General features: G+C 66.3%; 20 protein-coding genes and 1 pseudogene. 9 read left to right on the top strand and 12 right to left on the bottom strand.

Going from position 1 to position 23,302, the window contains the following annotated elements; genetic code table 11:
* Window positions 1-4 precede the first annotated feature (4 nt).
* Window positions 5-1,690, bottom strand: a complete 1,686-nt coding sequence (locus tag ACNQQL_RS15130) for a GMC family oxidoreductase (RefSeq protein WP_347064571.1) — start codon at window positions 1,688-1,690, stop codon at window positions 5-7.
* Between the two features lie 363 nt (window positions 1,691-2,053).
* Here ACNQQL_RS15130 and ACNQQL_RS15125 point away from each other — a divergent pair, with 363 nt between their 5' ends.
* A complete protein-coding gene (locus ACNQQL_RS15125; RefSeq protein ID WP_204425266.1) occupies window positions 2,054-2,953 on the top strand; it encodes a LysR family transcriptional regulator in 900 nt (299 codons plus the stop codon).
* A gap of 159 nt (window positions 2,954-3,112) precedes the next feature.
* On the top strand, window positions 3,113-3,646 hold the full coding sequence (locus ACNQQL_RS15120) for a class IV adenylate cyclase (protein ID WP_347064570.1): 534 nt from the start codon (window positions 3,113-3,115) through the stop codon (window positions 3,644-3,646).
* Window positions 3,647-3,726: 80 nt separating this feature from the next.
* Here ACNQQL_RS15120 and ACNQQL_RS15115 read toward each other — a convergent pair whose 3' ends face one another.
* Window positions 3,727-4,212: an Lrp/AsnC family transcriptional regulator gene (locus ACNQQL_RS15115; protein ID WP_006408082.1), complete on the bottom strand. Its 486-nt coding sequence runs from the start codon at window positions 4,210-4,212 to the stop codon at window positions 3,727-3,729.
* Between the two features lie 106 nt (window positions 4,213-4,318).
* Here ACNQQL_RS15115 and phhA point away from each other — a divergent pair, with 106 nt between their 5' ends.
* Together phhA and ACNQQL_RS15105 are read left to right on the top strand one after the other, a co-directional pair.
* The gene (gene phhA, locus ACNQQL_RS15110; protein WP_347064569.1) at window positions 4,319-5,242 is read left to right on the top strand and encodes a phenylalanine 4-monooxygenase; all 924 of its coding nucleotides are present in this window, start codon (window positions 4,319-4,321) and stop codon (window positions 5,240-5,242) included.
* Window positions 5,243-5,314: 72 nt separating this feature from the next.
* Window positions 5,315-5,692, top strand: coding sequence for a 4a-hydroxytetrahydrobiopterin dehydratase (locus ACNQQL_RS15105; protein ID WP_256260716.1), 378 nt, complete (start codon window positions 5,315-5,317; stop codon window positions 5,690-5,692).
* Between the two features lie 92 nt (window positions 5,693-5,784).
* Here the strand turns inward: ACNQQL_RS15105 and ACNQQL_RS15100 are convergent, their stop codons facing one another.
* Window positions 5,785-6,015, bottom strand: coding sequence for a DUF3717 domain-containing protein (locus ACNQQL_RS15100; protein ID WP_034183818.1), 231 nt, complete (start codon window positions 6,013-6,015; stop codon window positions 5,785-5,787).
* A 122-nt stretch (window positions 6,016-6,137) separates the two neighbouring features.
* Here ACNQQL_RS15100 and ACNQQL_RS15095 point away from each other — a divergent pair, with 122 nt between their 5' ends.
* Both ACNQQL_RS15095 and ACNQQL_RS15090 read left to right on the top strand, forming a co-directional pair.
* Window positions 6,138-6,830: a response regulator transcription factor gene (locus tag ACNQQL_RS15095; RefSeq protein WP_006401494.1), complete on the top strand. Its 693-nt coding sequence runs from the start codon at window positions 6,138-6,140 to the stop codon at window positions 6,828-6,830.
* A gap of 117 nt (window positions 6,831-6,947) precedes the next feature.
* Window positions 6,948-8,432, top strand: coding sequence for a sensor histidine kinase (locus ACNQQL_RS15090; RefSeq protein WP_072442637.1), 1,485 nt, complete (start codon window positions 6,948-6,950; stop codon window positions 8,430-8,432).
* A gap of 108 nt (window positions 8,433-8,540) precedes the next feature.
* Here ACNQQL_RS15090 and ACNQQL_RS15085 read toward each other — a convergent pair whose 3' ends face one another.
* From ACNQQL_RS15085 to mnmC, 7 genes are all read right to left on the bottom strand, one after another.
* A complete protein-coding gene (locus ACNQQL_RS15085) occupies window positions 8,541-9,077 on the bottom strand; it encodes an SET domain-containing protein (RefSeq protein ID WP_347064568.1) in 537 nt (178 codons plus the stop codon).
* A gap of 179 nt (window positions 9,078-9,256) precedes the next feature.
* Window positions 9,257-10,369, bottom strand: a complete 1,113-nt coding sequence (locus tag ACNQQL_RS15080) for an NADH:flavin oxidoreductase/NADH oxidase (RefSeq protein ID WP_347064567.1) — start codon at window positions 10,367-10,369, stop codon at window positions 9,257-9,259.
* A 213-nt stretch (window positions 10,370-10,582) separates the two neighbouring features.
* A complete protein-coding gene (locus tag ACNQQL_RS15075) occupies window positions 10,583-11,293 on the bottom strand; it encodes a glutamine amidotransferase (RefSeq protein WP_072442715.1) in 711 nt (236 codons plus the stop codon).
* Between the two features lie 28 nt (window positions 11,294-11,321).
* Entirely contained in the window at window positions 11,322-11,960 is a 639-nt protein-coding gene (locus tag ACNQQL_RS15070) for a MarR family winged helix-turn-helix transcriptional regulator (protein ID WP_347064566.1), read from the bottom strand.
* A gap of 506 nt (window positions 11,961-12,466) precedes the next feature.
* Window positions 12,467-13,582, bottom strand: coding sequence for a YbdK family carboxylate-amine ligase (locus ACNQQL_RS15065; RefSeq protein ID WP_034183814.1), 1,116 nt, complete (start codon window positions 13,580-13,582; stop codon window positions 12,467-12,469).
* Between the two features lie 14 nt (window positions 13,583-13,596).
* Window positions 13,597-14,811 (bottom strand): cation:proton antiporter, encoded by a 1,215-nt coding sequence (locus tag ACNQQL_RS15060; RefSeq protein ID WP_034183813.1) that lies wholly within the window; start codon window positions 14,809-14,811, stop codon window positions 13,597-13,599.
* 673 nt (window positions 14,812-15,484) lie between these two features.
* Window positions 15,485-17,431 (bottom strand): bifunctional tRNA (5-methylaminomethyl-2-thiouridine)(34)-methyltransferase MnmD/FAD-dependent 5-carboxymethylaminomethyl-2-thiouridine(34) oxidoreductase MnmC, encoded by a 1,947-nt coding sequence (mnmC, locus tag ACNQQL_RS15055; protein WP_347064565.1) that lies wholly within the window; start codon window positions 17,429-17,431, stop codon window positions 15,485-15,487.
* Between the two features lie 388 nt (window positions 17,432-17,819).
* Here mnmC and ACNQQL_RS15050 point away from each other — a divergent pair, with 388 nt between their 5' ends.
* Window positions 17,820-18,098, top strand: a complete 279-nt coding sequence (locus ACNQQL_RS15050) for an HU family DNA-binding protein (RefSeq protein ID WP_006401505.1) — start codon at window positions 17,820-17,822, stop codon at window positions 18,096-18,098.
* A 130-nt stretch (window positions 18,099-18,228) separates the two neighbouring features.
* Here ACNQQL_RS15050 and ACNQQL_RS15045 read toward each other — a convergent pair whose 3' ends face one another.
* The gene (locus ACNQQL_RS15045) at window positions 18,229-19,542 is read right to left on the bottom strand and encodes a GTP-binding protein (protein WP_275557403.1); all 1,314 of its coding nucleotides are present in this window, start codon (window positions 19,540-19,542) and stop codon (window positions 18,229-18,231) included.
* Window positions 19,543-19,688: 146 nt separating this feature from the next.
* On the bottom strand, window positions 19,689-20,138 hold the full coding sequence (locus ACNQQL_RS15040; protein ID WP_072442622.1) for a lytic transglycosylase domain-containing protein: 450 nt from the start codon (window positions 20,136-20,138) through the stop codon (window positions 19,689-19,691).
* Window positions 20,139-20,504: 366 nt separating this feature from the next.
* Between ACNQQL_RS15040 and gspD the strand changes: the two genes are divergently transcribed.
* On the top strand, window positions 20,505-22,841 hold the full coding sequence (gene gspD, locus ACNQQL_RS15035; protein ID WP_204425258.1) for a type II secretion system secretin GspD: 2,337 nt from the start codon (window positions 20,505-20,507) through the stop codon (window positions 22,839-22,841).
* Window positions 22,838-23,302 (top strand): annotated as a pseudogene (locus ACNQQL_RS15030) (type II secretion system protein GspE); the annotation flags it as partial. The gene gspD and the pseudogene ACNQQL_RS15030, both read left to right, overlap by 4 nt.

Genomic DNA, 23,302 nt, shown 5'->3' with positions numbered 1-23,302 from the left:
GCCGTCACGCGGCCGTCACCGTGGCCTCCGTTCGCACCGGCGTCGCGTCGCGCGCCGCGCGGCGATCGGCACGAATCATGTCGCTCGCACGCTCGGCGATCATCAGCGTCGGCGAATTGGTGTTGCCCGACGTAATGAACGGCATCACCGATGCATCGACGATCCGCAGCCCCGCGATGCCGCGCACGCGCAGCCGGCTGTCGACTACCGCTCGCTCATCGTCGGCACGCCCCATCCGGCAGGTGCCGACCGGATGGAAGATCGTCGTGCCGACGGCGCCGGCCGCTTCGATCAGTTCTGCCTCGGTCCGATACTGTGTGCCCGGCAGGATTTCCTCGGGACGATAGCGCGCAAGCGCCGGCGCGGACGCGATCCGGCGCGTGAGGCGCAGCGCGTTCGCGGCGACATGGCGATCGTGGTCGGTCGACAGATAGTTCGGCGCGATCGCGGGCGCGATGCCCGGATCGGCGCTCGTGACATGCACGCTGCCGCGCGACGTCGGCCGCAGATGGCAGACGGACGCCGTGAACGCGTTGAAGCTGTGCAGCGGCTCGCCGAAGCGCTCGAGCGACAGCGGCTGCACGTGGTATTCGAGATCGGGGCGCGTGAGCGCGGGATCTTCGGGATCGGATTTCGCGAACGCGCCGAGCTGCGACGGCGCCATCGACATCGGCCCGCGCTGCAGCAACGCGTATTCCGCGCCGATCATCAGCTTGCCCCACCAGTGCGCGGACAGCGTGTTGAGCGTGCGCACGCCTTCGACGCGAAACGCCATCCGCAATTGCAGGTGATCCTGCAGGTTTTCGCCGACGCCCGGCAGATCCTGCACGACGTCGATGCCGAGCGCCTGCAGCCGCCGGCCGCAGCCGATACCCGACAGTTCGAGCAGTTGCGGCGAATTCACGGCGCCGGACGTCAGCAGCACTTCCGCACGCGCCCGCGCGACATAATCGGTGCCGCCGCCGTGATACTCGACGCCGACCGCGCGCCGCCCTTCGAAGATCACGCGCTGCGCCTGCGCGCCGGTGATCACGGTCAGGTTCGGGCGCGCCATCGCGGGCCGCAGGAACGCCTTCGACGTATTCCAGCGCACGCCGCGCTTCTGGTTCACCTCGAAATAGCCGACCCCGGAATTGTCGCCGCGGTTGAAATCGTCGGTCGCAGGGATGCCGGTCTGCTGCGCGGCCTGCGCGAACGATTCGAGGATCTCCCAGCGCAGCCGCTGCTTCTCGACGCGCCAGTAGCCGCCCGCGCCGTGCGCATCGCTCGCGCCCGCATGGTGATCCTCGCTGCGCTTGAAGATCGGCAGCACGCTGTCCCACGACCAGCCCGCATCGCCGGTTTCATGCGCCCAGCTGTCGTAATCCTCGCGCTGGCCGCGCATGTAGATCATCCCGTTGATCGACGAGCAGCCGCCGAGCACGCGGCCGCGCGGATACGACAGCGCGCGGCCGTTGAGCGCCGCTTCGGGCTGCGTCTTGTACAGCCAGTCGGTGCGCGGGTTGCCGATGCAATACAGATATCCGACCGGGATATGGATCCAGTGATAGTCGTCCTTGCCACCCGCTTCGAGCAGCAGCACGTGGATGTCGGGATCCTCGGTCAGGCGGTTCGCGAGCACGCAGCCCGCGGTGCCCGCGCCGACGATCACGTAGTCGAATTCGCCTTCGAGCGTGCGTTGAGTAGTCACTGCTTGTCTCCTGTCGATCAGAGTTGGCGCTTCAGCGCTTACTCCATCCCCACGGCGGTCGACCTGAGTTCGTGCTTTAGCACTTACGCCGGTCCCATGGCGTGGCTGGATGGTGTTAGCGCTTACGCCGATCCCATGCAAATCTCGTTGTTGTGCGCCGCGCGCTGCGATGCCGCTCATCATTTCCAGCATAGCGCGTCACGGCGGGTGTCTGCAGCAGCGCCCGCCTGCCCGGCCATACTCCCCGCCAGGTGCCGCCGGAACGCGCCGGGCGACGCGACCGATGAAGCGTACTCCGGCTGCCGGCCGCCGATCCAATGAGTTATGCTGAACTGCGTTATAAGCAGCGCTCATATCACGACGATGGATCTCACCCTGCTCCGCGCGTTTGCGACGGTCGCGCGCGAAGGCAACCTGACGCGTGCCGCCGCGCAACTGCACCTGACGCAGCCGGCCGTCAGCCTGCAGATCAAGCATCTGCAGGAAACGCTCGGCGTCACGCTGTTCACGCGCACGTCGCGCGGGCTCGCGCTCACGCGCGACGGCCAGACGCTACTGCCGCACGCGGAACGCGCGCTCGCCGCGGCCGCCGACGTGCAGCGCGCCGCTGCTGCGCTGCGGCACGAGGTGCGCGGCCGGCTGCGGATCGGCACGATCCTCGATCCGGGCTTCCTGCGGCTCGGCGGCTTTCTGCGCGCGCTGGTCGAGACCCATCCGCAGATCGAAACCGCGCTGCGGCACGGGATGTCGGGCTGGGTGATCGAACAGGTGCGCGCACAGGCGCTCGACGTCGGCTACTACATCGGCCGGCCGGGCGAGGACGATCAGCTCGACGGCGCACTGTTCCACACCGTCACACTCACGCATTTCCAGTACCGCGTGCTCGCGCCGGCCGGCTGGAAGGAGCGCGTGCAGCGCGCGCACGACTGGCGCGCGCTCGCCGCGCTACCGTGGATCTGGACGCCGCCGGCGTCCGCGCATCACCGGCTGCTGTCGCGGCGCTTTGCGGAAGCCGGCGCGCAGCCCGTGAAGGTCGCCGAGGTCGACCAGGAGCAGTCAATGCTCGACCTCGTCAAATCGGGCATCGGGTTGACGCTCGCGCGCGACTCGACCGCGCTGGCCGAAGCGCACGCGCACGCGCTGACGATCGTCGAACGCGTGACGGTGCCGACCGAACTGACGTTCGTGACGCTCGCCGAGCGGTGCGACGAGCCGACGATCGCGGCCGCGCTGCGGCTGATCGAAGCCCAATGGGCGATATGAGCGATGCTGATGAAGGCGCGGCCGCCACACGCCGGGCGCCGGCGTCGCGCGCAACACGCGTCATCTCGCCGCCCCCTGCCCGTCGTCACGCCGCCGTCCCCGCCTTTTTGCTAGATTGTGCGTTCGCACACCGCGAGACCCCGATTGAAGGAGACCCGCATGGCCCGCAACATCGAGATCAAAGCCCGCGCCCGCGAATTCGACCAGCTGCGCGAACGCGCGGCGACGCTCGCGGCCGAAGCGCCGCTGTTCTACCGCCAGCAGGATTTCTTCTATGACGTGCCGCGCGGCCGGCTGAAGCTGCGCCGCTTCGAGGACGGCACGCCGGCCGAACTGATCTTCTACCAGCGCGACGACCGCGACGGCCCGAAGGCGTCGTACTACACGCGCAGCCCCGTGACGAATCCCGACGCGATGCACGCGCTGCTCGCGACCGCGCTGACCACGCGCGGGATCGTGACGAAGGAACGGCACGTGTACCTCGCGGGCCGCACGCGCATCCACCTCGACCGCGTCGACGGCCTCGGCGACTTCATCGAACTGGAAGTCGTGCTCGGCCCCGACGACGACGAAGCCGGCGGCGAAGCCGAAGCGCACGACGTGTTCACGAAGCTCGGCGTGTCGCAGAACGACCTCGTCGCGGTCGCGTACGTCGACCTGCTGAACGCCGACACGCCGCACGAAGCGGCCTGATCCGGCCCCGCCGGCGACGGTGCGGCACACGCCGCCTGGGGCCGGTTCCCGCTAATAGCAGGCTTGCTCTGGCCGTCGCGTCACGCGGCGCCGGGCGCCAGGTGCGCGAGCGGCAGCGCACCGTTGCGCTTGAAGGTCGTCAGCACGATGTTCGAGCGCACGCTGTCGACGCCCGGCACGCGCATCAGCTTCTTCATCACGAACTGCGAAAGCGCGTTCAGGTCGGGCGCGACGATCCGCAGCAGGTAGTCGGCATCGCCCACCACCGCATGGCATTCGAGCACTTCCGGCAGCACGTCGATCTGCTGCTGGAACTGCTCGATGATCGAATCGCCGTGGTGCTTGAGCTTCAGGCTCGTGAACGCGGTGACGCCGAGCCCGAGCTTTTCGGGCCGCAGCATCACGCGGTAGCCTTCGATCACGCCGGCCGCCTCGAGCCGCTGCAGCCGCCTGCCGATCTGCGACGGCGACAGCGGCACCTCCTCGCCGAGCTGCTGATGCGTCGCGCGACCGAAGCGCTGCAGCACGTCCAGCAGCGCGAGATCGAAGTGATCGAGTTCCAGCATGAGCATTCTCCGCATTGATTCGCAATTTTATGCGAGATTATCGCATCATTAGGCAAATCAACGCCAACTTTGCGCCCATTCCGCGCGCAGGCCGCTCTACACTTGCATGGTTCCCAACCACAGCGTGCAGAGCCTGATCATGTCCACCGTCGTCACCGCGAAACTGCAGGAGCAGTTCGATGCGGGCCTCGAAACCCGCGCAGATTTCACCATCGACCAGCCGCTCGAACGCTACGGCCAGGTCGACCATGCGGTGTGGAAGCAGCTCTATGCACGCCAGTCGGCGCTGCTGCGCGGGCGCGCCTGCGACGCGTTCGTCGCGGGGCTCGGCAAGATCGACCTGCCGGCCGATCGCGTACCGTCGTTCGCGGACGTGAACCGCCAGTTGAAGCCCGCGACGGGCTGGGAAATCGTCGCCGTGCCGGGCCTCGTGCCGGACCGCGTATTCTTCGGGCATCTCGCGAACCGGCGTTTTCCGGTCACGTGGTGGATGCGCCGTCCCGACCAGCTCGACTACCTGCAGGAACCCGACTGCTTCCACGACCTGTTCGGCCATGTGCCGCTGCTGATCGACCCGGTGTTCGCCGACTACATGCAGGCGTACGGCCGCACCGCGCTCGCGGTCGCCGACGACGAAGCGGCGCTTGCGCGGCTCGCTCGCCTCTACTGGTATACAGTTGAATTCGGGCTGATCCGCGACCCGCGCGGCACGAACGGGCTGTCGATCTACGGCGCCGGGATCGTGTCGAGCAAGGGCGAGAGCCTGTACAGCCTCGAAAGCGCGGCGCCGAACCGGCTCGGCTTCGACCTCGAACGCGTGATGCGCACGAAATACCGGATCGACACGTTCCAGAAGACCTACTTCGTGATCGACGATTTCGCGCAGCTGTTCGCGCTCGCCGACGTCGACGGCCGCGCGCTGGCCGACCGGCTCGCGGCGCTGCCCGAATTCGCGGCTGGCGCGGTGCTCGATACCGACCGCGTGTTGCATCGCGGCACGGGCGAAGGCTGGCCCGACGACGACGCGTAACGCGCCAGCGCGCGCCGGATGCCGGCCAACCCGTCGCCCGTCGCCGGATGGCCGTCCCACAACTATGAAACAATGACCGGTGCCGGCTGCGCCGCGCGGCGCAGCCGCGCACGAGCGCCGTTACCGAACGAGAGGTGCAAGATGATCCACAAGCTCACATCAGAAGAACGCAAGACCCGGCTCGAAGGCCTGCCGCTCTGGACGGCCGTGCCGGGCCGCGACGCGATCCAGCGCAGCCTGCGCTTCGCCGATTTCAACGAAGCGTTCGGCTTCATGACGCGCGTCGCGATCAAGGCGCAGGAAATGAACCACCATCCTGAATGGTTCAACGTGTACAACCGCGTCGACGTCACGCTGTCGACCCACGACGCCGACGGCCTGACCGAACGCGACATCGAACTCGCGCTGTTCGTCGACCGCGCCGGCGCGCACGCGCAACCGGCCGCCTGAGCCCTTCCTTTGCCGCCGCGCGTCTTTCGGTGCGCGGCGCGTCAACTTTTCATTTCGCTGAACGTTTTCTAGGATGTAGTCAGCGAAAGCCTTCAGCTTTCCAAGCCATCCTTAAGCCGCACGTAAGTCTCGTATGCTTTCCGCGCCTTGGGGTCCAAACCTTCCAGTTGCAGCGCGCTTTCGCGCTGTACAATCAGCAGCGCATACGGCTTGGAGAGCGCGCTGGCCTCTTCGCAGAGCTTGAGTTCGTCGCCGCTCGACGGCGAGCGGGCGCGCCAGAAATTGATCGCGGCTTCAAGGTCGTTGATCGAAATATCGGACATGATTGGATTTAATCGTTCGCTGGCCGCCATGCTTGATGTCACGCGATGCGGCGCCCCTGTGGAAACGGCTTCGTGCTGTCCGCGTGCCTGAACCGCCAACCCATTGTACTTGAGCGAACTTCATGCGACTCCTTCTGATCGAAGACGACCGCCCCATCGCACGCGGTATCCAGAGCAGCCTCGAGCAGGCTGGCTTCACCGTCGACATGGTGCATGACGGCATTTTTGCCGAACAGGCGCTGGCACAAAACCGCCACGAACTCGTGATCCTCGACCTCGGCCTGCCGGGCATCGACGGAATGACGCTGCTCACGCGCTTCCGCCAGACCAACCGCCATACGCCCGTGATCGTGCTGACCGCACGCGACGAGCTGAACGACCGGATCCAGGGCCTGAACTCGGGCGCCGACGACTACATGCTCAAGCCGTTCGAGCCGGCCGAGCTCGAAGCGCGCATCCGCGCGGTGATGCGCCGCAGCGGCCCGCACAGCGACATGCCGCGTCCGGAAGTGTCGCTCGGCGGCGTCCGCCTGTCGGGCGTCGATCGCCGCATCTTCAACGACGACAAGCCGCTCGAACTGTCACCGCGCGAATTCGCGGTGCTCGAGATGCTGCTGCTGCGTCACGGCCGCGTCGTCAGCAAGGCCCAGTTGCAGGATCACCTCACGCATTTCGGCGGCGATCTCGGCGATACCGCGATCGAAGTCTATGTGCACCGCGTGCGCAAGAAACTCGAGCAGTGCCGCGTCGAAATCGTCACGGTGCGCGGTTTCGGCTACCTGCTGCAGGAAATCCGCCAGACAGCGAGCGTCTGAGCGGCCAAGCGCCGGCCGGCCGTGTGCCGCCGGCGTTATTCGCCCTGCTCCGCGTCGCCGCCCGGCGCACGACCGCGCCGCTCCCCGTGAGCGGCGCTTATCCATTTGCCCGTCGAAATGTCTCCTGATCCGGCTGTGACCACCAGCCTGCGCCGCTCGCTGCTCCGGCGCCTCGCCGCACCGCTGTCGATGCTCGCGCTGATGAGCGGCCTGATTGCCTACTGGCTCGCGTGGCAATACACGCAGCACGTGATCGACCGCTCGCTCGCCGATCTCGCGACCGCCATCTCGAAACAGATCCAGATCGCCGGCCCTGACGCGCCGTTCACGGTGCCACCGCTCGCGCAGGCGATGTTTTCCGATCCCGCCGAAGCGCTGATCTACCGGATCAGCGACGGCGAACAGGAACTCGCCGGCGATCCGAAGCTGCCGCTGCGGGGCATCAACGTGCGCCGCATGCATCACGCGTACGTGTTCGAGGCCGAGTACGACAACCGCGCGGTGCGCGTCGCACAGGTGCGCGTCGACAATGTCGAAGGCGGCAAGCCGATGGTCGTCGAAGTCGCGCAGCCGGTGCGGCACCGCTACCGGATCGCGGCCGAATTCCTCGTCGCGATCATGATGCCGCTGCTGCTGCTGCTGCTCGCGGGCTGGGGCATCGTGTGGCGAGTCGTGAACCAGCAACTCGGCCCGCTCACGCATCTCGCCGATTCGCTGAACCGGCAGACCCACACGTCGCTGGAACCGGTGGACGAAACCGAGGTACCGCTGGAGATCCGGCCGCTGACGAGCGCGATGAACGCGCTGCTCGGCCGCCTGAAGACCGCGCTCGACGCGCAGCGCAAGTTCATCGCCGATGCCGCGCACCAGTTGCGCACGCCGCTCACGGCCGTGAAGCTGCATGCTGAGCAGGCGGCCGTCGCGCGAGACCCGCACCAGACCTTCGCCGCGGTGCGCGAGCTGCGTGCGGCCGCCGACCGCGCGGTGCGGCTGTCGAACCAGTTGCTGTCGCTCGCGCGCGCGGAGCCGGGCGAACAGGCCGCGCGGTTCGTCGACGTCGACCTCGCGGCGATGGCGTTCGAAACGGGTGCCGAGTGGGTGCCGCGTGCGCTCGCGTCGCATGTCGACCTCGGCTTCCAGCGCAGCGACGACCCCGGCGACGACGAGAAGCTGATTGTGCGCGGCAACCCCGTGCTGCTGCGCGAGGTGATCGCGAACCTGCTCGACAATGCGCTGAAATACGTGCCGCTCGCGCGGCCGGACGGTGCGCGGATCACGGTGAACGTCGCGCGCAGTGCGCTCGAAGACGGCCAGCCGGCCGCCGAGATCGTCGTCGAAGACAACGGCCCGGGCGTGCCCGCTAACCAGCAGGCCGACCTGTTCAAGCGCTTCTTCCGCGGCGACGCGCAAAGCGGCAACGGCGTCGAGACGGGGGCCGGGCTCGGCCTCGCGATCGTGCACGACATCATCGCGATGCATGGCGGCACCGTGTCGTACGAGGATGCATCGGAAGGCGGTTCGCGCTTCGTGGTGCGGGTGCCGCTCGCCCAGCGCACGGAGAAACCGGCCAGCGAAACGCCGGCCGCCGCGTCGGCGCATTGAGCGACCATCGGGCGATTTGCGTCGGGCGAGCGTTGACCGGACCGCCCGACGGATAAGGAAACGGGAAGGACTGCTGAAGCGGCAGCGCACGATGCGCGGCCGCCTGCGTCACTTCCTGTTTTTCTTGTCCTTCGCGCTGGACTCGGACTTGCCGTCCTTCTTGTTCTTGTCCTTCTTCTTTTTCTTCTTCTCGCCGTCGTCCGACGTCGCGAGCAGCGTGCCGCGGCACGAAGCCGCGCCGCAATGGCATGCGTATTCGCGCTTGAGCTTCTTCGTCAGCTTCGCGTCGATCACGAGGCCGTAGTCGTAGAACAGCTCCTCTTCCGGCCCGATGTCGCGCAGCGCGTGGATATACACGCGGCCCTTGACCTCCTCCGCTTCGCAGTTCGGCGCGCACGAATGGTTGATCCAGCGCGCGCTGTTGCCGTCGATCTTGCCGTCGATCACGCCGCCTTCGTCCAGTGCGAAGTAGAACGTATGGTTCGGCTCGCTCGGATCGTGCGGATGGCGACGCAGCGCTTCCTTCCACGAAATTCGCTCGCCCTTGTATTCCACTACGCGTTCGCCGGCCCTGATCGGCGCCACCGCGAACACGCCCTTGCCGTGTACTCCCGAGCGGCGCACCGCGATCCTGCGTGAACTCATCGAACGAATCCTTGTGAAGACGAATGAATGGAAGACGGCCGCGATCGCGACCTGGCGCGCGCCAAACGAAAACGCGGCACCGGTCGGTGCCGCGTCGGGGCATGCGGCGAATCACCCGCATCCTACACGTTCGATATTGCTTCGTTCAACATCGCGCGCAATATTGCGCGCTTGACGCTTCAACGCTGGCCGAACGCGATGTCGCCGAACAACGCCTTGTGCTCGCGCGGCTGCGAGCGCCAGTACTGCGGCGGCGCCGTCACCTGCGCGCCGAGCTCGGCCGCCGCATGCCACGGCCAGCGCGGGTCGTACAGCATCGCGCGCGCCATCGCGACGAAATCGGCATCGCCGGCCTCGATGAGCCGGTTTGCATGCGCGGGCTCGTTGATCAGGCCGACCGCCATCGTCGGCATGCCGACCGCGCGCTTCACGGCCTGCGCGAACGGCACCTGGTAGCCGGGCGACAGCGGAATCTTCTGCAGCGGCGACACACCGCCGGACGACACGTCGATCCAGTCGCAGCCACGGCGCTTCAGTTCGTGCGCGAACGCGATCGTGTCGTCGAGCTCCCAGCCGCCTTCGACCCAGTCGGTCGCGGACACGCGCACGCCGACCGGCCGATCCTCCGGAAACGCCGCGCGCACGATCTCGAAGATCTCGAGCGGAAAACGCATCCGGTTTTCGCGCGGGCCGCCGTATTCGTCGGTGCGCCGGTTCGCGAGCGGCGACAGGAACTGGTGCAGCAGGTAGCCGTGCGCGGCATGCACTTCGATCGCGTCGATGCCCAGCCGCGCGGCGCGCTTCGCGGCCGCCGCGAACGCATCGCGGATCCGGTTCAGGCCCGCGGCGTCGAGCGCGAGCGGCGGCGTCTCGCCTTCCTTGTGCGGTACGGCCGACGGCCCATGCGGCAGCCAGCCGCCGTCGGCGACGGACACGAGCTGACCGCCCTGCCAGGGCACGTCGCTCGACGCCTTGCGCCCCGCATGCGACAACTGCATCGCGATGCGGACCGGCGAATGCTTGCGGATCGCGGCCAGCACGGGCTTCAGCGCGGCTTCGGTCACATCGTCCCAAAGGCCGAGGTCGCCGTGCGTGATGCGCCCGTCGGGCTCCACCGCAGTCGCCTCGATGCAGAGCAGGCCCGCGCCCGACAGCGCGAGATGGCCGAGGTGAATCATGTGCCAGTCGGTCGCTTCGCCGCGTTCGGCCGAATACTGGCACATCGGGGAGATCACGATCCGGTTCGGAAGGGTCACGCCGCGCAGCGTGAACGGGGAAAACAGCGCAGTCATGGAGGCCGCTCGCCTGGAAAGGGAAAGAGCGGACGAGCGTAGCACGCGGGCTTGAAGCGTGCAGATGGCGCGGTCGGCAGTAAGCGGATGGTCAGGTACGGCCGGCAGCAGGTTGCCGGCGCGGCGGGACATGCGTTGCAAGCAGCGATGCGCCGGCCTGCAACGGATGCGGGCCGGGCCAGGGATTCGCGGCGAACGGCGCCGCCCGCGGCGTCAGAGCCCGATGCTGTCGAGCCACTCCGCGAACATGCGCCGCGCGGCCGTCTCGAGCGCGGGGCCGTGCTGCGCGGTATCGGCGCGCAACTGACGGGCGTCGATGCCCGGCGTCGCCGCGATTTCGCCGGCGTTCCCGATCAGCCACGGTTCGAAGCGGTCGGTGCGGATTTCCGGATGGCACTGCAGCGCCAGCACGTGCTGCCCCCATGCGAATGCCTGGTGGCGGCAGGCCGGCGTCGATGCGAGATGGATCGCGCCGCCCGGCAGGTCGAACGTATCGCCGTGCCAGTGCAGCATCGATGTCGCCGCGCCATCGAGATGGCGCAGCGGCGACGCGCGACCGGCATCGGTGAGCGTCAGCGGCGCCCAGCCGAGTTCGTGCTGTGCAGCCGGATAAACGCGCGCGCCGAGCGCACGGGCGATGAACTGCGCGCCGAGGCAGATGCCGAGGATCGGCAGCCCCGCGTCGATGCGCTGGCGCACGAGCGCCGCGAGCGGTGCGATCGTCGGATACTGCGCATCGTCGTACACGCTGAGCGGCCCGCCGAGCACGACGAACAGCGACGGCTGGAGCACGTCGAGCACCTCGAACCGGGACGACCCGACGTCTACATAGCGCACCCGCCGACCCCGTTCGCCGAGCACCTGCTCGAAGCTCCCGAGATCCTCGAAATGCACATGGCGGATCGCCACGACTTCAGCGTTCATCATCGGCCTCCCGGTCGATCGACGGACGTCAGCCTGCGAAAATCTTCCAGGTCTTCTTCTGCGACGCCGCGTCGGCTTCTTCCTGCACCGAGCAGTCGAGACGCAGGTCGCTGTCGGACATCGAGATGTCGAGCGCCGCGCAGTAATGCACGGTCTTCTTCGACAGCTTGCCCGGCTGGAAGTGGGCGCACGTCACGCACATGCGCTGCGGCGGCGTCGCGCCGGCCACCTGCAGCTCGCGCAGCGTCTTCAGCAGCGCGCGATACAGTGCGCCCTGCTCGTCCGCGCCGAGCTTGCCGACCGCTTTCGTCAGGAATTCAGGCCATTGCAGCGCCTTCTTCGCGGCCGTACGGCCACGGGCCGACAGGCGCACGGCCAGTGCGCGGCCGTCGTCCAGCGCACGGCGCTTCTCGACGAGCCCCTTCGTCTCGAGCGTGCTGACCGCATCGCTCGTGGTCGCCGCGGTGAGCTGCGTCTCGCGCGCGATCTCGCCGAGCCGCATGGGGCCCTTGCGCTGCAGCAGCAGCACGAGAATTTCGCCCTGCGTCGGCGTCAGGCCCGCGCCTTCCGCCCAATCCCATGCCTGGCTTCGCATGGCCGTACTCAACCGCAGCAGGCTGTGGGTGACACGTCCCGAAGCCTGGTTCCCGTAAACGCCTTCGCTCATAGTCTTTTCGCTTTGCCGCCGCCCGGAATGCCGAGCGGCCGTAGTGTGGAGATCGAATGTCCATCTCAAAACAGACGCGCTCTTGCGAGTGCGTCAGCACGGCCGTCGCGAGGCACACGCGGCGGTCGCATTCGCGGCGACCGGTGAGACACGCGTCGTTCCGGTGTCCGCAAAGCCGACATTCTAAGCGAGAGCGGAAAATCGCACAGCTAAGTTATCCCCTGCATTCTGTGGAAAATCACTGGATAACTGAATTTTTTCGTTGTGCCTGCAATGCCGCGCACCGCGAAACGGGCTGCGCCGGCATTTTCCCGTTCGGATCGGCCATCGGGCGAATGGCATTGATCCACCGGGTTATCCCGCCCGCAGATCGTTGACTTTGCAGAGGAATGTCGGGTTATCCACAGATTTTCGGGGCGACTGGCAACGATTTCGGCCTGAAACCGGGCCGGCTGTCGTTCAGCGAATCGCAACGCGGTCGAGCCCGCAATCTGCAAAACATTTTTTCATTCACGCCAGCGTAAGCACTGCTGCCGGACCGTTTCGTTCAGCGATTTTTCCTGTTTGAAAACGGTTCTCAACCACGATGCGTCGTTCACGCGCGCCTTCGCCAGCGCACCGATCTCGTCGAGCGCCGCGCGCGAACCGAGCGCGGCCGCATGCGGCGCGATCCGGTCGAGCGTGTCGAGGATGTCTTCCGCGATCGTGCGGCGCTCACCCGTCTGAGGATTCACGCAGGTGCCCTCGAGCCCGAAGCGGCACGCTTCGAAACGATTGAACGTATAGACGAGGTAGTCGTCCTCCGACAGCTTCAACGGCCGGTCGGTCAGCAGGTAGCGCGCGAGCGTCTGGATGTAGCAGGCGATCGCCGCCGCCCGATCGACCGACAGCGGCGTATCCATCACCCGCACCTCGATCGTCCCGTAGCCGGGCTTCGGGCGGATGTCCCAGTAGAAGTCCTTCATCGAGTTGACGACGCCCGTGTTCACCATCTTCATGAAGTACTCCTCGAAGCTGTCCCAGGTCAGCACGAACGGCGCGCGGCCCGACAGCGGGAACGCGAACACCGAATTCAGGCGTGCCGAATGGAAGCCCGTGTCGACGTTCTGCACGAACGGCGACGACGCGGACAGCGCGATGAAGTGCGGAATGAAGCGCGACATCGAGTGCAGCAGGAACAGTGCGCTGTCGGGATCGGGACAGCCGATGTGCACGTGCTGGCCGAACACGGTGAACTGTTTGGCCAGATAGCCGTACAGCTCGGAGATGTACTGGAAGCGCGGCGCATCGTAGATCTGCCGGTCGCTCCATTGCTGGAACGCGTGCGTGCCGCCGCCGGCGAGCCCGACGTTGAGCTGGTCGGCCGCCTTCACGAGCACGTCGCGGATCGCATGCAGCTCGCTGACCGCCTGCTCGTGCGAATGGCAGATGCCGGTCGACAGCTCGATCATGCTCTCGGTGATTTCCGGCGTGATGTTGCCCGGAAAGGTCTCGCCCTGGATCAGGCGCATCAGGTCGGATGCAGCCTTGGTCAGGTCGTAGTTGTGCGTGTTGACGACCTGGATCTCCAGTTCGACGCCGAACGTGAACGGTTCGGAATTGACGAAGGTTTCGAGTGCCATGGCAGGTTCCGGAATCAGTTGCTGTCGCTGCGTTCGCCGACCGCCGACAGGCAGCGGTAGACCACGAACGGGCTGACGAGCTGCAGGATCACGATCGTGCACATCACGATCGCGCGCAGGTGCGGGTCGAAATTCGGATAGAGCTGGTAGGTATCGTCGACGAGCAGGTACGACAGTGCGGACATCGGCGTCAGCGCGATGCCGAGCGCGACGCCCTGCTTCATCCCGATGCCGCTCGGCTTCGCGAACGCGACGACGCCGGCCAGCTTCGCGACAAGCCGCGTGACGATCAGCACGATCGAGAGCAGCCCGCCGAGTGCGATGTCGCCCCACGTGAACGACGTAAGCGTCAGCACGAACAGGACCACCGTCAGCAGCCAGCCGGCCGTGCCGAAATGCTCGGGCCACAGCTGCGGACGCGCTTCGAGGTTCTTCACGATGATGCCCGCGAGCAGCAGCGTGAGCAGCGTCGACAGCTTCAGCGCCTGTGCCACCGCGATCGCCAGCATCACGAGCCCGAACAGCGCGACGAACGAATGCTCGTCGCGCATCGTCGACGTCATGTGGCGGAACAGGAAATTGCACGAACGCGCGACGAGATACGCGACGATGAACGAACCGGCGATCAGGTAGAGCGGCTGCAGGATCGTCGCGAACACGTTGCCGTACGCTTCCTGGTGCAGCCAGCTCGTGACGAGCTTGGTCAGCACGATCGCGTACACGCTGTTGAGCGCCGTGAGCGTGATGAGGCGCTGCGACACCTGCCCTTCCGCGCGCAGTTCGGTCTTGAGCTGGATCACCATCGACGGCGACGTCGCGATCGCGATCGCCGACAACACGAGCGCGACCATTCCCGACACGCCGAGCGCAAGCATCACGAACAGCACGAGCACGAAAGTCAGCGTGGCTTCCGCGAGACTCGACGCGACGAGCCACGGATTGCGCCGGATCCAGCGCAGGTCGAGGCGGCTGCCGAGCTCGAACAGCAGCAGGCCGAGCGCGACGTCGATCAGCAGCCGCGACGTTTCGTCGGTGCTTGCGTCGATCACGCCGAATCCGAACGAACCGGCGACGAGACCGATTACCGCATAACCGGTGATGCGCGGCAGGCGCCATGCGCGATAGCACAGTTCGCCACACAGGCCGGCCGCGAACAGCGCGAGCCCGGCCCAGAACACGGCATCCGGCGCGAGCGGCCAGTTGGGCAGAAATGAGAACGCCGACTTCATCGTGGTGACTTCTCCTTTGGAAGCAACCGCCAGCGACGCGGGGTCAAGCGTCAGAAATGGATGCGCGCCGGCTGGGTATCGCCCCGAATGTGATTGTTGTGGTCGACGACGGCGGGACATGGGGTCCGCCTGTTCCGCCATCCGGCGGAAAGTCGCACAGGTTGCCGATCTGGATTGTCGGCCTGGTGTGTGAACGGACTGCGCAGTCTCGAAGATTCAGATTCGAAATCGTGCCGACCGTTCCATTGAAGCTTGTCCGGCGCCTGGCCGGACGAACGCGAAGGAAACCGATTGTGCCACAGCTTTTTCGGTCTGGAACCCATCGAATACGACTCGCGGCGCTGTGCGGCACCACAGGTCTTTGGTTTCAAAGGTTTACTTGTATATATACGTAGTAGAAGTTAACAAAGGACGCACAGTTCTGTGGATAACTTCGGTTTACGCTGATGGATCAACGTGTTGGCGAAACCATAACCCGTTGCACAGGCTGTTCGCGCACAGAAGTTTGAGATGAGTAACTTTGGGGCCGTTTCACAGCTGTGCCGAGTTGCCCAGTTTGCGTCCACTGTGATTACACACGAAGTGCGTGTGGATTTCGCAAGGTTATCCACAGCACCGGGTGGATAACCTTGCGCAGGGAAATCGGGAAACTGTGAGCGATTTGCGCGGCCGATCAGCCCGCCGCGCCGACGCGGCGCGCGCGCAGTGCGCGGATCAGGAAGCGTGCGGGATCGACGGCTTCGGCGAGTTCGCGCTCGAGCGGCCACGGTTCGCCTTCGAGTTGCGATGCGATCAGTTCGGCGCCGAGCGCGGCCCACACGAGGCCGCGCGAGCCAAAGCCAAATGCGCCGTAGAGGCCGGGCGTGCGCGGCAGGTCGCGCGCCTTTGCGCCGCTCAGCGCGCGTGCGTTCGCGACGGCCTGCGCTTCGTCCGCGAGCGGGCCGATCAGCGGCAGACGATCGGCGGCGACCCAGCGGAATGCAACGCGGCCGCGCAGCGTGCCGAGATCCGGAACGTCGCCGATCAGGCCCGGCAGCAGGTGCCGCACGCGGTCGAGGTTTTCGACGTGGCCGACCGCGCGCATCGCCGGATCGACGTCGTCGGGTTCGAATGTCGCGCCGATCAGCAGCGTGCCGTCGTCGAGCGGCACTGCGTAACCGTCGCCGATCGCCGGGCACGGCAGCGGCGCCGCGCTGCCGGGCGGCAGCAGCGTGAGCTGGCCGCGCACCGGTTGCAGCACGACATGCTGCAGCCCCGCGAGACGCACGGCGTCGCCCGCGTTCGCAAGCACGACGACGGGCGCTTCGGCCAGCGTGCCGCCCGTCGAATCAAGCGCATGCCATGCGTCGCCCCGCCGCTCGAGCCGCGCGACGCCGGTAGACGCGAGCAAGCGCACGCGTTCGCCGGCCGCTGCACATTGCGCCGCGCACAGCCCGGCCGGCCAGACGGCGCCGCCATGCGGAAACAGCAGGCCGCCATGCGCGACCGGCAGGTTCAGATGCGCGTGCGCGGCATCGATATCGAGCAGAGATGCATAGTCGGACGGTGCGCCGAACGCATCGAATGCATCGCGCATCCGCGCGAAGTCGTCGGCCGATTCGGCAAGATGGATCATCCCGTGCGTGCTGCGCGCGAACGCATGGCCCGAGCGTTCGAGTGCGCGCCAGCGTGCGATCGCGTGCAGGAAGCCGCTGCGCGTGAGCCGGCTTGCGACGTTGTCGTCGCGTGTCATCAGCGGATGGAATACGCCGGCCGGATTGCCCGACGCTTCGCTCGCGATCCGTTCGTGCCGCTCGATCAGCGTGACGTCCCAGTCGCGCGCGGCCAGACGTTCGACGACCGCGCAGCCGGCCAGGCCCGCACCGATCACGATCGCGCGGCGTGCCGCGACGGGCAGTGCGCGCGGCGGCTCGTGCCGGCGCGTACGCCAGCGCGGCGCATATTCGCCGACGAGCGAATCGTCGACTTCCCGATACGTGAAACCCGATTCGTCGAGTGCGTGTTTCACGGCGCCGGAATTCGCATGCGTTGCAAACGTCGCGCCTTCGCCGGCGATTTTCGCGAGCGCACGAACCACGTCGGTCGCGCGGAGATCCGCGTCGTTCGACGACGTGAAGCCGTCAAGATGGAACGCATCGGCGCGCGCGACGAGCCTGGTCAGCATGTCGACTGCATCGCCGAACGCGAGCGTGAGCACCACGCGCCCTGCGTCGAATTCCAGCCGGTGCAGGCCCGGCACGAGCATCGGCCATGCGTCGACCAGTGCGTCGACGTCGGCCGATATGGTTGTGTTCGCAACGATATGCGAAACCGCGCGGCCCAGGTCGTCGCGCGAGAACGGATGCGGCTCGACTGCGACGAAATGCAGCCGCTCGCAGCGCGCCGGATCGTCGCGCCACGCGCCCCATGTCGCGAGGAAGTGGCTGCCCGCGCCGAATCCCGTCGCGATGATCGTGAACGTGCGGCGGCCTTGCCAGCGCGCCGGCAGCCCGTTGCCGAAGACGCACAGGTGATGCGCAAGCGCACCTGATGCGCCGCGTTGGAGGTCGCCGTACTCGGGCGAAACGAACGTGCCGTCGTCGCGAAGCGCGAGCGTGGCGGGAACAAGTCGGTCGGGCATGCGAAACAAAAAACGTGGCAGCCAAGCCTGGCAAGGGATTGCGCGGGGTCGTCCGAGCGGCCGTTGGAAAAAGCCAACGGGGCCGCGCACGGGCGGACCGCGCTGCGTATCCTGTCCGGTTGGCGCAGGTCAAAAAACTGGCAATCGACGATTCATTCGGCGAAATACTGATGAAAATCTTTGAAACCCTTGTCGTTATTGGGTTTGCGCTGCGCTATCATAGCAACGCCGTACCGCGGGGTGGCCGCCGGCAAGCCGGAGGGCGCGTCGCGCGGGCCAGGATTCGGCGCTGTGTCGTCGGAGTCTGACTCTCGACGGCACGGTTCGCGCACGTATAATCGGCGCGTTCGCGCTGTTCGTGTCAACCTAACCTGATAAAGGAACCTTAATGAACAAACAGGAACTGATCGACGCCGTCGCCGCCCAAACGGGCGCCAGCAAGGCTCAAACCGGCGAAACGCTGGACACGCTGCTCGAAGTCATCAAGAAGGCCGTGTCGAAGGGTGATGCGGTTCAGCTGATCGGCTTCGGCAGCTTCGGTTCGGGCAAGCGCGCAGCACGTACGGGCCGCAACCCGAAGACCGGCGAAACCATCAAGATCCCGGCAGCCAAGACGGTCAAGTTCACGGCTGGCAAGGCGTTCAAGGACGCCGTCAACAAGCGTTAAACCAGCGCCTGTTCCAGAAAAAAACCCGCCCTTCGGCGGGTTTTTTGTTGGGCGCGCGCGGCATTTTCGCCACAGTCCGCGCTGCTCTTGCAAGATTTAACGGTTGTTTTTACAAGCCGTTACCATGCCGTTACGCGTGCACGATTTGCGTGTCGCCGTGATCGTCGTCGTCGTGCGAATCGACATCCCACGCCGGGAACGGATCGTCGAACGCGCTCCATCCCGCCGCGCCGACGGCGAATTCCGCATCGGTCAGCAGGCACGCGTCGAGTTTCTCGCGCCATGCATCGGCATCGAGCGCGATACCGATCAGCACGAGTTCCTGCCGGCGATCGCCGACCGTGCGATCGTCGAGATCGCCGTGCCATTCGGCGCGGATTTCGGCGAGCAGCTCGTCGTCGTCCGGCCATTCCGCGCGATCCTGCGCGGCCCACCAGAGACCCGCCGGGCCATGCCGGCATACGCCGCCCGCCTGCGACAGCGAGCCCGCAATGTCGTTGCGCGTCGCGAGCCAGAAGAAGCCCTTGCTGCGCAGCACGCCCGGCCACTCCTGGTGCAGCAGCGCCCAGAGTCGTGCCGGATGGAACGGCCGGCGCGCGCGGTAAACAAAATTGCCGATCCCGAATTCGTCGGCTTCGCCGTGCACGTGCGCATGATGTTCGTCATGGCATTCGGGGTCGTCGCAATGCGTGTGATCGTGATCGAGCGACGCGAGCCAGCCCGGCGCATTCGCGGCTTCGTCGAAATCGAAGCGGCCCGTGTTCAGTACTTCGTCGAGCGGCACGTTGCCGAACGTCGACACGACCTGATGCGCGCGCGGATTGAGCCGCGCGAGGATGTGCTGCAGGCGCGCGAGTTCGTCCGCGCCGACGAGGTCGGCCTTGTTGATCACCAGCACGTCGCAGAATTCGATCTGCTCGATCAGCAGTTCGACGAGCGTGCGATCGTCTTCTTCCGATGCGGCGATGCCGCGCGTCGCGAGTGCGTCGTCGGAGCCGTAGTCGCGCAGGAAGTTGTACGCATCGACCACGGTGACGAGCGTGTCGAGCCGCGCGATTTTCGACAGCGACTCGCCGTCGTCGTCGACGAACGTGAAGGTTTCGGCGATCGGCATCGGCTCAGCGATACCGGTCGATTCGATCATGATCGCGTCGAAGCGGCCTTCGGACGCGAGGTTGCGAATCTCGACGAGCAGGTCGTCGCGCAGCGTGCAGCAGATGCAGCCGTTCGACATTTCGACGAGGCGTTCCTCCACGCGCGACAGCGCCTGAGCGTCGCGCACGAGCGACGCGTCGATGTTGACCGCCGCGAGATCGTTGACGATCACGGCGACTTTCAGGCCCGCACGGTTCGCGAGGACGTGATTGAGCAGCGTGGTCTTGCCGGCGCCGAGGAAGCCGGACAGCACGGTGACGGGCAACGGCTGGTTCATTGCGGTACACACCAACGGAAAAGATGAAAAAGCGGCCGCGGCGCCCTTCCGGGGCGCGATCGGCCCGCGGACGGGCGAACCTGCGGCGTGAGCCCGCATTGTGCATCAAACGCGCGCCGGGCGGCCGGCGCCGCGTCAGGCCGCGATGCGGCGCGACGTCATGGCGCGGGCGGCAGCAGCTTCCATTGCGTCAGGATGCCGGCGATCTGCCGCGCGTACTTGTCGCGCAGCGACGGCGTTTCGGAATGGTAGGCGCCGACGGCCTGCCACGTGTTGCCGTAGCGGTTCATCTTCTGTTTCAGATGCCACGCGGCGATGTACACGTTCTTGCATGGTTCCATTAGCGTGCCGCGGTCGATCCCGTAGCGCGACAGCGTCGACAGGTGAACCGAATTGATCTGCATCAGGCCGTAGTCGATCGAGCCGTTCGTGTTCTTGTTCAGCGCGCCGGGCCGGTTACGCGATTCCTGCCACGCGATCGCGCGCAGGATCAGCGGATTGACCTGCTGGTATCTGGCCGCCTCGTCGAAACAATCCGCGCGAGCGTTTGCGCTGGCGAACCACACGCCGGCGGCAATCCACGCAATCGAAGCGAACCGTCTGTTCATGGGGCGAAAATGAAAAGGAATTGTGCGAGGATCGGGAAAACCCGTGCCTGTTATTCGTGCGGCGAGAAACTTGTCGCACGTATCATACCGACAGTCCGTCAGGTTGCGACATGCGGAAATACGACAGCCGGGTTATACCGCATTTCCGTGTCGATTCATCGCGAAACGGGGGCGATGGCCGGCATGCCGGTATGGCGCGGAATCTTACATATTGCATACGACTCGCCGGATACATGTCGTATGTGAGACAGTCTTCGGATCAATGTGATATTTCGGACATGAAAAACTGCTAATGTCGCCTTTTTCGGACTTGGATCCCAGCACTACCGCCGGAAGCGGCCTGAGCCGGCATCGACCCATTCATCCATGACAAGAAATCGCTTCGTTATGCGGCGCATTGCCACGACCCTCGTCGTCGCCGGCATCATCGTCTCGCAGGCCGCCTACGCTCAGGTCACGCTCAACTTCGTGAATGCGGATATCGACCAGGTCGCGAAGGCGATCGGCGCCGCAACCGGCAAGACCATCATCGTCGACCCCCGTGTGAAGGGGCAGCTCAACCTCGTTGCCGAACGTCCGGTGCCGGAAGACCAGGCGCTGAAGACGCTGCAGTCGGCGCTGCGCATGCAGGGCTTCGCGCTTGTGCAGGATCACGGCGTGCTGAAGGTCGTGCCCGAGGCCGACGCGAAGCTGCAGGGCGTGCCGACCTATGTCGGCAATGCGCCGCAGGCGCGCGGCGACCAGGTGATCACGCAGGTGTTCGAGCTGCACAACGAATCGGCGAACAACCTGCTGCCCGTGCTGCGGCCGCTGATCTCGCCGAACAACACGGTGACGGCCTACCCGGCGAACAACACGATCGTCGTGACCGACTATGCGGACAACGTGCGCCGCATCGCGCAGATCATCGCGGGCGTCGACAGCGCCGCGGGCGCGCAGGTGCAGGTCGTTCCGCTGCGCAACGCGAACGCGATCGACCTCGCCGCGCAGTTGCAGAAAATGCTCGATCCGGGCGCGATCGGCAACAGCGATGCAACGCTGAAGGTGTCGGTCACGGCCGACCCGCGCACCAACTCGCTGATGCTGCGCGCGTCGAGCGCATCGCGCCTCGCGGCCGCGAAGCGCCTCGTACAGCAGCTCGATGCGCCGAGCGCGGTGCCCGGCAACATGCACGTCGTGCCGCTGCGCAACGCCGATGCGGTGAAGCTCGCGAAGACGCTGCGCGGGATGCTCGGCAAGGGCGGCAACGACAGCGGCTCGTCGGCGTCGTCCAACGATGCGAACAGCTTCAACCAGAGCGGCGGCTCGTCGTCGAGCGGCAACTTCTCGACCGGGTCGTCCGGCACCCCGCCGCTGCCGTCGGGCGGCCTCGGCGGTTCGTCGTCCTCGTCGTCGTACGGCGGCACGTCCGGCAGCGGCGGACTCGGCTCCGGCGGCCTGCTTGGCGGCGACAAGGAAAAGAGCGACGACAACCAGCCGGGCGGGATGATCCAGGCCGATGCGGCGACCAACTCGCTGATCATCACCGCGTCCGATCCGGTTTACCGGAACCTGCGCTCGGTGATCGACCAGCTCGACGCGCGGCGTGCGCAGGTCTATATCGAAGCGCTGATCGTCGAGCTGAACTCGACGACGCAGGGCAACCTCGGCATCCAGTGGCAGGTGGCGAGCGGCCAGTTTCTCGGCGGCACGAACCTGAACCCCGGGCTGGGCCTGGGCAACAGCATCGTCAACCTGACGGCGGGCGGCGTGACCAACGCCGCCGGCGGAATCACCGGGGGCGGGCTGGCTTCCAATCTCGGGGCGTTGAGCCAAGGCCTCAACATCGGCTGGCTGCACAACATGTTCGGCGTACAGGGGCTTGGCGCGTTGCTGCAGTATTTCGCGGGCGTGAGCGACGCGAACGTGCTGTCGACGCCGAACCTGATCACGCTCGACAACGAGGAAGCGAAGATCGTCGTCGGCCAGAACGTGCCGATCGCGACCGGTTCGTATTCGAACCTGACGAGCGGTACGACGAGCAATGCGTTCAATACCTACGACCGTCGCGACGTCGGCCTGACGCTGCACGTGAAGCCGCAGATCACCGACGGCGGGATCCTGAAGCTGCAGCTCTACACGGAGGATTCGGCGGTCGTCAGCGGCACCACCAACGCGCAGACCGGCCCGACCTTCACGAAACGCTCGATCCAGTCGACGATCCTGGCGGACAACGGCGAGATCATCGTGCTCGGCGGTTTGATGCAGGACAACTACCAGGTGTCGAACAGCAAGGTACCGCTGCTCGGCGACATCCCGTGGATCGGCCAGTTGTTCCGTTCGGAATCGAAGCAGCGCCAGAAGACCAACCTGATGGTGTTCCTGCGCCCGGTGATCATCTCCGACCGCAGTACCGCGCAGGAAGTCACGGCCAACCGCTACGACTACATCCAGGGCGTGACGGGCGCGTACAAGTCGGACAACAACGTGATTCGCGACAAGGACGACCCGATCGTCCCGCCGATGCCGCTCGGCCCGAGCCAGGGCGGCACGCCGGCAGGGAACCTGTTCGATCTCGACAAGATGCGCCGCCAGCAGGTGCAGCGTCAGGTCGTGCCGGTTCCGGCCCAGCCGTTGCCGGAGCAGACGCCCGCGCAGCCGCAGAGCGTGCCGCAGCAGGCGGTGCCGCAACAGCCGCTGACCGCCCCGGGAGCCTCGCAGTGAGCGACATGCTCGCGTCTTCCGCCCACGACGGCGCGCCGGGCGACCGGCAGCCGCCGTCGCCGCTTGCCGCGCGCCTGTTGCCGTACGGCTTCGCGAAGAGCGGCCAGGTGCTGATCGCGCACCAGCTCGACGACACGCTCGAGGTGTGGATCAGCGAACGCACGAGCGACGCCGCGCTCGCGGAGATCGCGCGCAACTTCGGCTCGATTTCCGTGCACCGCGTGCCGGCCGACGAACTCGCGCAGGCGATCAACCAGGCCTACTCGCGTCATGACGGCAGCGCCGCGCAGGTGGTCGGCGAGGTCGAAGGCGAAGTCGACCTGTCGCGGCTGATGCAGGACATCCCCGAGGTCGAGGATCTGCTCGAATCGGAAGACGACGCGCCGATCATCCGGATGATCAACGCGCTGCTCACGCAAGCGGCGCGCGAACAGGCATCGGACATTCACATCGAGCCGTTC

Origin of the sequence: Burkholderia sp. LFS061, from assembly GCF_047978125.1 — a bacterium.
Classification (GTDB): domain Bacteria; phylum Pseudomonadota; class Gammaproteobacteria; order Burkholderiales; family Burkholderiaceae; genus Burkholderia; species Burkholderia pyrrocinia_C.
Note: the sequence above shows the minus strand (reverse complement) of the source record. Positions and strands in the feature narration are given on the sequence as shown.